General features: G+C 68.9%; 8 protein-coding genes. 4 read left to right on the top strand and 4 right to left on the bottom strand.

What is annotated here, in order from left to right; genetic code table 11:
- Window positions 1-6: 6 nt before the first annotated feature.
- The gene (locus VGF12_RS22150; RefSeq protein ID WP_331178218.1) at window positions 7-444 is read right to left on the bottom strand and encodes a hypothetical protein; all 438 of its coding nucleotides are present in this window, start codon (window positions 442-444) and stop codon (window positions 7-9) included.
- Window positions 445-589: 145 nt separating this feature from the next.
- On the opposite strand from VGF12_RS22150, the gene VGF12_RS22145 reads away from it, so the two are divergent.
- Genes VGF12_RS22145 through VGF12_RS22135 form a run of 3 tightly spaced genes read left to right on the top strand, consistent with a single transcriptional unit; the run spans window position 590 to window position 3,199 of the window.
- Complete coding sequence (locus VGF12_RS22145; protein ID WP_331178217.1) at window positions 590-823, top strand: DUF1161 domain-containing protein; 234 nt, start codon at window positions 590-592, stop codon at window positions 821-823.
- A gap of 13 nt (window positions 824-836) precedes the next feature.
- Complete coding sequence (pepQ, locus tag VGF12_RS22140) at window positions 837-2,153, top strand: Xaa-Pro dipeptidase (RefSeq protein ID WP_331178216.1); 1,317 nt, start codon at window positions 837-839, stop codon at window positions 2,151-2,153.
- Window positions 2,153-3,199, top strand: coding sequence for a hypothetical protein (locus VGF12_RS22135; protein ID WP_331178215.1), 1,047 nt, complete (start codon window positions 2,153-2,155; stop codon window positions 3,197-3,199). Before pepQ ends, VGF12_RS22135 begins: the two co-directional genes overlap by 1 nt.
- Before the next feature lie 68 nt (window positions 3,200-3,267).
- Here VGF12_RS22135 and VGF12_RS22130 read toward each other — a convergent pair whose 3' ends face one another.
- The 3 genes from VGF12_RS22130 to VGF12_RS22120 all read right to left on the bottom strand — a co-directional run bounded on the left by VGF12_RS22130 (window position 3,268) and on the right by VGF12_RS22120 (window position 7,132).
- Window positions 3,268-4,137: a lipase family protein gene (locus tag VGF12_RS22130; RefSeq protein ID WP_331178214.1), complete on the bottom strand. Its 870-nt coding sequence runs from the start codon at window positions 4,135-4,137 to the stop codon at window positions 3,268-3,270.
- A 153-nt stretch (window positions 4,138-4,290) separates the two neighbouring features.
- Window positions 4,291-6,540, bottom strand: coding sequence for a hypothetical protein (locus VGF12_RS22125; protein WP_331178213.1), 2,250 nt, complete (start codon window positions 6,538-6,540; stop codon window positions 4,291-4,293).
- A gap of 103 nt (window positions 6,541-6,643) precedes the next feature.
- On the bottom strand, window positions 6,644-7,132 hold the full coding sequence (locus VGF12_RS22120; protein WP_331178212.1) for an Lrp/AsnC family transcriptional regulator: 489 nt from the start codon (window positions 7,130-7,132) through the stop codon (window positions 6,644-6,646).
- Window positions 7,133-7,204: 72 nt separating this feature from the next.
- Here VGF12_RS22120 and VGF12_RS22115 point away from each other — a divergent pair, with 72 nt between their 5' ends.
- On the top strand, window positions 7,205-8,173 hold the full coding sequence (locus VGF12_RS22115; RefSeq protein WP_331178211.1) for a DMT family transporter: 969 nt from the start codon (window positions 7,205-7,207) through the stop codon (window positions 8,171-8,173).
- Window positions 8,174-8,201 lie beyond the last annotated feature (28 nt).

Below are 8,201 nucleotides of genomic sequence, written 5' to 3'. Positions count from 1 at the left end.
GATCGTTCAGAACGCGCCGCGCTCCCGGAGCCGCTCCAGCAGAGCAGCCATGAGGCCCGCGAGATCTGCGCCCAGGTGTTCGCGGGCAGCGGCATCGCCACCATCGGCGCAGTCGGCCGCCAGCACGAACGCGCGGAGGCGTTCCCAGTCGGTGGTCAGTTGCGATGCCAGGAAGCGGGCGATGTCATAGATCGGCGTCGATGATGGCAATGACCCAGTGCTATGCGGCGTGCAGTCCATCACGGGCAGGCCGTTGGCGTCGATGAGGTGCGCGACGACGTCGAAATCTTGCACGCCCGGTGCGCTGACATGCGTTGGTGGTGACTGCGCGGGCAGCGCGTCTTCGGGGGGCGGTGGGCGCACCGCACCGGGAGCAAGCAGTGGGCGGAAAAACTTCAGCGTGGAGCTGGCGAGTTGCCGGAACCGGCAACTGTGCTTGCCCAAGTTTGCCGGACCCGCTCCGGCATAGCCCCATGTGAAGATGCAGCTGGGGTGGTGGTCATCCTGGGCGGCCGGGCATGACCATTGCCATCTCTGCGCAAGCCTGCCGGAGAATGTTCACCCGCCGCAACCCGAACCCGCAAGTCCGATGTCAAAGCCCACCCTGCTGGCCCTGTCCGCCACCGTCCTGCTGCTGAACCAGTCCGTGCTGGCCGCCCCCAAGTCCTGCGATGAACTGAAGGCCGAGATCGCTGCCCGACTCGACGAGAAGGGCGTCAAAGGCTACGAGATCAACGTGCTCGAGAACGACAAGGTCGGCGATGCCAAGGTCATCGGTAGCTGCGATGACGGCACCAAGAAGCTGACTTATCTGCGCAAGTGAACACGGACGGACGATGAGCCTCTATCTCGATCATCTCGCCACGCTGCAGCGCCAGGCCGAAGCCGCGCTGGAGCGCACCGGCTTCGACGCGCTGCTGATCGCCTCCGGCACCGAGAAATACGCCTTTCTCGACGACCGGCCCTACCTGTTCCAGGCCAATCCGCACTTCAAGCACTGGCTGCCGCTCACGGAGCATCCGAACTCCTGGTTGGCCGTGCAGCCCGGCAGAAAGCCGCGCGTCGTCTACTACCAGCCCGATGACTACTGGCACGTGCCGCCCAGCGCGCCCAGCGGCGAATGGGTAGATGCCGTCGAGCTGGTCATCATCCGGGAGCCCGAGGATGCCGCCAGGGAGCTGGCGGACGTCGCCAAGCTGCGTGCGGCCATCCTCGGCGAGGCGGACTCCGCGTTGCCGGGCCTGACGCCCAACAATCCGGAGGTGCTGCTGAACCTGCTGCACTGGGCGCGCGGCGTGAAGACGCCCTATGAACTGGCGCAGATGCGCGCCGCACAGCGCCGCGCCGCGCCGGGCCATGCGGCCGCGCGTGCCGCCTTCCTGCGCGGCGAAAGCGAGGCGGCCATCCATCGGGCCTACCTGGTGGCGACCAGCCACACCGATCGCGACCTGCCTTACACCAACATCATCGGCCTCAACGAACATGCCGCGGTGCTGCACTACCAGTACCAGGACGAAAGGCCGCCGACCGAGATGCGCAGCTTCCTCATCGATGCCGGGGCGCAGGTGAACGGCTATGCCAGTGACATCACTCGCACCTGGGTGGCGCCGGGCCACGACGAGTTCGCGGCGCTGGTGGCCGCGATGGAAGTCGAACAGTTGGGCCTCGTCGACGAGGTGCGCGAAGGCGTGGACTACCGCGACATCCACCTCAGCGCACACCGCCGCGCCGCGCGCGTGCTGCGTGGCGCCGGCATCGTGCGCATGAGCGAGGAGGCCATGGTCGAGGCGGGTGTGACCAAGCCCTTCTTCCCGCATGGCATCGGCCATCTGCTGGGCCTGCAGGTGCATGACATCGGTGGCTTCATGGCCAGCGAGACCGGTGGCGTCGCCGACAAGCCCGAGGGCCATCGGTATCTGCGCCTGACGCGGCCTCTGCTGGCCGGCATGGTGGTCACCATCGAGCCAGGTCTGTACTTCATCCCTACGCTGCTGCGCGAGCTGCGGGCCTCCAGGCATGCGGCCGATGTGGACTGGTCGGCGGTGGAGCGGCTGTCGCGCTACGGCGGCATCCGAATCGAGGACGACGTGGCGTGCCGCGCTGGCGGCGGGGCGCCCGAGAACCTCACGCGGGACGCGTTCGCGGTGGCCTGATGGACCTGACGGCGGCCCTGCTGGCCAGCGCGCTTGCGCTGCCCGCCAGCGCGCCGTCGCCCGAGGCGCGGCTGGGGCGCGTCGAGGTGCAGGGCGAGGCTGCCACGGCGCGTGAGAAGAAGACGCTGGCCCAGCTCTTCAAGGCCCAGGCGCTGTTCGAGAAGTACCACTCTCTCGCGCCGGCCGCGCCGCTGAGATTCAAGGTCTACGCGCGCACCCGGGCGGAGACGACTCAGGAGCTGGAGCTGGGCTTGATGACGCCCGGGGGCCGCCAGCCGCTGGCCCTGGACGCCGAAGATCGCTTCGCTCTCGACCCTGCCTGGCGGTCGCTTCCCGGACGCACCGAGGTCCGCAGCCGCCTGGCCGACGGCCGCGTGACGTGGCGGCCCGACATCCGCACGCCGGGCGTGCCTGACGGCGAGCGCCGCCTGGGCGACCTGCGGCTGCAGTGCCGCGTGGCCTTCGGCAGCGGCGTCGCGCGCGGCAGCACGCTGTTTGGCGGCCTGCTGCCTCTGGACATCGACGACTGCTGGGACCGGGACTGGAGCCCCAGCAACTTCGCCGACAAGCCTGTCTTTACGGTGACGCTGGTGCACGGTGAGCGGCGGCGGGTGCTCGGCGCGCTGTTGCTGCATGGCCTGCGCGACGACGGTGGTCCGGGCTACGACTGGGGCTACTCGCTGCGCGAGCGCATGTTCCGCCTGCCCTTGGGCGATGCGAGCTGGCCAGACGACACGCACGTCGTTTTCGAGGCCATGGACGACCTGCCCGCGCCGCAGGACCCGGCCGCGCAAGCGCTGCAGGATGACTGGGTGCGGGCGGCGCAGGCGCTGCCGCCCGGCCTGGCGGCTGCCGAGGTCGCGCGACGGTTGGGCCCTCCCAGTGACGAAACGCGTTTTGAATCGGGGCGGCGGCTGCAGCGTCAACTGCACGAAGTGAAGACGCCGACCGGGCCGCTGCCACTGGAGCTGGTGAGCCTGTTCGACGCCGACGACCGGCTGCTGAAGACCTCGCTGCGGCGGCTGGAGCCGGCGCGGCGCGACTAGGGCGTGCTCATGCTGCGAGAGCAGGCCGCGTTGTGGCTAGATTGCCCGCTGCCGGCGTTGAATAGGTCTTAGAGGCCTGAGGCCTCTAGGACCGCCCAGAGGCCCGACGTGTCGCCGATCGAGTGATCCCGAATCACCTGCGAGACATGGCCCGTGACGAGTTGCTGGCCGAGCTTGAAGTTGCGTTGCAGGCGCAGGATTTGCGAGTCCGGTACGAGGTTGTTGCTCCAGTCGACGAAGGACAACACGCCAGCGTGGGCGTAGAGGAAGTCGTCGGCCAAGTCCAGCACATGCTCGAAGCCTGGCAGGCCTCGCAACAGTTCCCGGCCAGCGACGCTGGGCGGCAGGTGTGGAACCGCATCGTCCTGGTATTCAAACCGGATGACGTCGGGTACCAGGCGGGCATACGAGGTCGCGAAATCGTTGTCGCCCGGCATCGCACCTTCGAAGGAGCGAACGACGATGCTGTTGCCCGAGATGATGCTCATCATGGCGAAGCGCGCCGCGGCGATGTGACACATCGCTCCACCCTTGCTGTGGCCAGTGACGTAGAGCTTCTTGACCGGCGAGGCCAGCAACTGGGCCGTGACCGCGGGCTCTAGTTCAGCCCAGAGGCTGTCCAGCGCCCCCAGGAAGCCATGGTGCACGAGGCCGGGGATCTTGGCCCCCGCGTCCAGCTCGCACTCGAGGTCCTGCACCCAGTCGCGGATTGTCTGTAGCGGGTCGGGACTGCCAACGGGCGGCAAGGTGCCACGAAACGCCACCACCACGCCGAAGTCAGCGGTGCCGACCAACGCGCTGTTGATGCGGTCGATGCCGCGCACGAAGTTCAGGCGATGCTGCAACTGGGCCCGATTGGCATAGCTGCTGTTGGAGCCGGCCGGATCGACTTCGTAGGTCAGGTTGGAAGCGGCGAGCAGGCGGAGAGCAATGGGCATGATGGGCCCCTCCTGGGCGGGGATTCAAGCAATGGCAGCAGGTGGCCGCATCCTCACAGGTGATGAGAAGCTCATGGCCACGCACTCGGGAGGCCGCCTGGCTCGAAACCCTCGACGCGAAGGACATGACCACTGCCATGGCGTAGCCAGGCCCTAGGGCCTCGGGTCACCGTACAGCACGCCGCGCCCGTGCGTGCCGACGTAGACGCGCCCGTAGGTCTTGGGGTCGCCGCTGACCTGCAGGATCAGCCCCCACTGGTGGGCGTCGTCGTTGATGCGCTGCCAGCTCGCGGCGCCGTCCGTGGAGCGGAAAAGGCCGTAGCGGTCCGCCAAGGTGCCGACGAAGTAGAGCGCCGGGTCCTTCGAACCGGGGGCGGCACGGCCGAAGCCGAAGGCGTGGATCTGCGTCACGGAGGGCAGGCGCTGGAAGGCCTGGCCGCCGCTGGCTCGGTAGAGCCCGTGGAAGGCGGCCAGCCACAGCTCGCCCTCGCGACCGGGCGTGGAGTAGAGACGGTCCTGCCCGCCGCGGTCGTCGCCGCGGCTGCTGTGGTTGTTGCCGCCGGCCTCGGCGCGCGTGACGCGGCCGTCAGGCAGGGCCAGCGGCCGGGCGCCGAAGCTCCGGCCGCCGTCGTCGCTGGCGAAGAGCCGGTCACCGAACAAGTCCATGGCGTGGAAGCGCCCGGGGTTCACCCGGTCGGCGATGACGCGGGTGCCGGCCGGCAGGCCTTTGACGGCGGTCCACGTCTCGCCATGGTCATGGCTGACGTGCGGCGTTCCATCCTTGGGTGTCCAGACCCATGACTGGCCGTCGGCGGACACGGCGACGAATCCGTCGCTGGACCTGGCGTCCGGCACGGTCGCCGGCTCGCGCCAGGTCTTGCCGCCGTCCAGCGAGTAACCGAGATTCTTGCCGCCGTCCCGCGGCTTGCCGATGCGGACGATGACCTCGGGCGCCAACTCCGCTCCGGTCACGTCATGCGTGTTGCCGAAGAAGGGGGGCTTGGGGTTGCCAGGGGCGGGCGTGTCCAGGTCGGTGTGCACGAAGCCCGAGTAGTCGCCGATGGCCGTCACCAGCGGCGCCCCCCGGGTCGGGCTGTGGAGTGCCAGGGCCACGGTTTCCTCGATGCCGCGGCTCATGACCCGCCAGTGCGTCGGTTTCGCGCCGTCGGCCTGGGTCAGGTCCAGCGTCTCCCATCCACCATAGCCGGTCGTGAACAGGGCATGGTCGGGGTTGGCCGGGTTGATCTTGACGTCGTAGAGCCAGTGCAGGTGGGTGTCGGCAACGTAGGGCGCGGCCGACGCATCGAAGCGGGCGGCGGTGAATAGCGGGTGCCACGTCGCGCCCCCGTCGCTGCTGCGGAACAGCTCGTCGCCCGCGCCGCGGCCGGCGGTGCTGGCGAGCAGGCGCTGCGGGTTCGCGGCATCGACGGCGACGGCGGCGTAGCCGAAGGGCTGCGTGGCGCTGGGGCGTTCGGGCGTGATGTCGGCCCAGGCCTGCCGGCCTGGGTCGTAGCGCCAGACCGAGCCGTCCTTCATGCGGTGCGGGCCGGGCTCGCTCGCATAGGCGATGTAGAGCCGCCCGTCGCCTGCCAGCGCGGCGCGCATGGGGCGATGCAGCGCCGGGCCACCGGGCACGGGCTGCCAACTGGCGCCGGCATCGCGGCTGACCCACAGGCTGGGCCGGCCGATGACCGAGAGGCCGACGTAGACCGTGCGACTGGGATGGCCGCGCGCGCCGCTGGCGGGATCGAAGAGCACGAAGGCGATGCTGGCCTTGCCGTCGCTGCCGCCCCAACTGGGCCGTGGACCGTCGGCGGCATTGCGCTGCCAGGCCGAGTCGGGCAGGGCGTCCACGCGATGGAAGCTGGCTGCAGCATCGGTGCTGCGCCACAGGCCGGCGTGGCGGCTGCCGAGGTAGAGCACGCTGCCGTCGTTGGGATCCACGGCGAGACGTTCGCCGTTGCCCCGGCCGCCCTCGTTGGCGCCCAGTTTGAAGGGCAGCTCGGTGCGCTGGAACGTGCGGCCGCGATTGTGAGAGCGCAGCACGGCGCCATTGGGCACGGCCGGATTGGTGTAGGTGCCGCAGGCGAGGTAGAGAGCGTCGGGGTCGTGGGGGTCGACGGCCAGGCTCTCGACCCCCACCAGGTTGACATCAGCCAGCGGCAGTCCGTCCAGCAGCGGGATCCATGGGCCGGTGGCGCTGTCGCGGCGATAGGCGCCGCCCATGTCGGTGCGCGCGTACATCAGGCCCGGCATGCTGGGCTGGAAGACCAGGCCGTCGACGAAGCCGCCGCCGACGATGGCGACGGGGCGCCAGTGGTAGGGCAGGTCCGCCGGGGGCGCGGCCTGGGTGGAGGCGCCGGCCAGAAGCAGGGCGCCCAGCAGGGGCTTGATGGGATTCATGTCTCCAGCACTTCTTATGACAGCGCTGGACATCGTAATTTGTTCGTGCGACGAACAAATACGGTTTACCCCGTGGAAACTGCCTGTGGCGCCGGGCGACAGATCAGGGAATGACCATGCCCGTCTCGGTCTTCACCCGATCCAGCGCGATCAGGGACCGGTAGCTCTTGACCGATTCGTTTTCGGCGAAGAGCCGCCGGGTGACACGCTGGTAGACGCGCATGTCCGCGGCGAGGATGACCAGGACGAAGCTGCTGCCGCCAGTCACGTAGTAACACTGCTGCACCTCGGGTGCGTCGCGGAACAGCGCCTTGGCGCGGTCCACCGTCGCGGCGTTCTCGTTGTGCAGGTGCACTTCCACGATGGACGTGATGGTGACCCCGACGGCGTCGGGATCGACCAGGGCGACATTGGCGGCGATGACGCCGGCCCCTTCCATGGCCGCGATGCGGCGCTGCACGGCGGCGGCGGACAGGTGCACCTCGTCGGCGATGCTCCGCTGAGGCCGTTTGTTGTCGCGCTGGAGAATGTCAAGGATGGACCGGTCCTGACGGTCCAGGGCGAATTCGTCACTGCGAGGCATGCGGGGCATAGCGAGTTTTTGTTGCGCACATGCGCCGAAATTGGAGCGCAATGCTCGATTGAGCGCAAATAAAGTGCGCCGATGACTTCGATCTCGACGGCCGGCCATGCCGGTGCGATGCAGGGAGACCGGTTTGCCGGGCTGGCCTGCGGCATGGGCGCCGGTGCGCTGTGGGGCCTGGTCTTCCTGGCGCCCAAGCTGGTCGGCGATTTCGGGCCGCTGTACCTGACCATCGGCCGCTACCTTTGCTACGGCCTGATCGCCGCGGCACTGCTGACTTTTCGCTGGCGCTCGCTGCGGGCGCGCGTCGCGCGGCGTCAATGGCTGAGCCTGGTCTGGCTCGCCTTCGCCGGCAACACCCTGTACTACCTGCTGCTGTCGGCCGCGGTGCAGACGGGCGGCATTGCGATGACATCCCTCGTGATCGGCTTCCTGCCCATTGCCGTCACGCTCATCGGCAGCCGTGACCGTGGGGCCGTGCCGCTCGCCAGGCTGATGCCTTCGCTGTTGCTGTGCGCACTGGGTGTCGCCTGCATCGGATGGCAGGCCGTCGCCCAGCCGGTCGCCGGGGCTGTGGGCACACAGTTGCTCGGGTTGGCCTGTGCGGTGGGCGCGTTGGCCTCGTGGACGGCCTACGCGGTGGGCAACGCCCGGGCGCTTCACCGCCTGGAGCGCATGACGCCGCACGAATGGAACTTGATGACCGGCGTCATCACCGGCGCGCAAAGCGTGGCGCTGATCCCGCTGGCGATCCTGCTGGGCACGGGTGGGCACAGTCTGTCCAGCTGGGCCTGGCTTGGCGCCGTCTCGATGGGCATCGCGGTGCTGGCCTCGATCTGCGGCAACGCCCTGTGGAATCGTATGAGCCGCCTGCTGCCGCTCACGCTGGTCGGACAGATGATCCTGTTCGAAACGCTGTTTGCATTGCTCTACGGGCTCATGTGGGAGCAGCGTCTGCCGACGTTGCTGGAGGCGGTTGCCCTGGCGCTGGTGGTTCTGAGCGTCCTGTCCTGCCTCAAGGCCCATCGCCCTGCCGTGCTGACGGGCTGACGGCCCGGCCTGCCTCTGGCCTCAGCGG

This window comes from Roseateles sp. (genome assembly GCF_036404855.1).
Classification (GTDB): Bacteria; Pseudomonadota; Gammaproteobacteria; order Burkholderiales; family Burkholderiaceae_C; genus Pelomonas.
Note: the sequence above shows the minus strand (reverse complement) of the source record. Positions and strands in the feature narration are given on the sequence as shown.

What these genes read in the sequence shown, in the direction of transcription:
- VGF12_RS22135 (WP_331178215.1), top strand. Translation starts at nt 2,153, where the DNA reads ATGGACCTGACGGCGGCCCTGCTGGCCAGCGCGCTTGCGCTGCCCGCC.
- pepQ (WP_331178216.1), top strand. Translation starts at nt 837, where the DNA reads ATGAGCCTCTATCTCGATCATCTCGCCACGCTGCAGCGCCAGGCCGAA.
- VGF12_RS22130 (WP_331178214.1), bottom strand. Translation starts at nt 4,137, where the DNA reads ATGCCCATTGCTCTCCGCCTGCTCGCCGCTTCCAACCTGACCTACGAA.
- VGF12_RS22145 (WP_331178217.1), top strand. Translation starts at nt 590, where the DNA reads ATGTCAAAGCCCACCCTGCTGGCCCTGTCCGCCACCGTCCTGCTGCTG.
- VGF12_RS22115 (WP_331178211.1), top strand. Translation starts at nt 7,205, where the DNA reads ATGACTTCGATCTCGACGGCCGGCCATGCCGGTGCGATGCAGGGAGAC.
- VGF12_RS22125 (WP_331178213.1), bottom strand. Translation starts at nt 6,540, where the DNA reads ATGAATCCCATCAAGCCCCTGCTGGGCGCCCTGCTTCTGGCCGGCGCC.
- VGF12_RS22120 (WP_331178212.1), bottom strand. Translation starts at nt 7,132, where the DNA reads ATGCCCCGCATGCCTCGCAGTGACGAATTCGCCCTGGACCGTCAGGAC.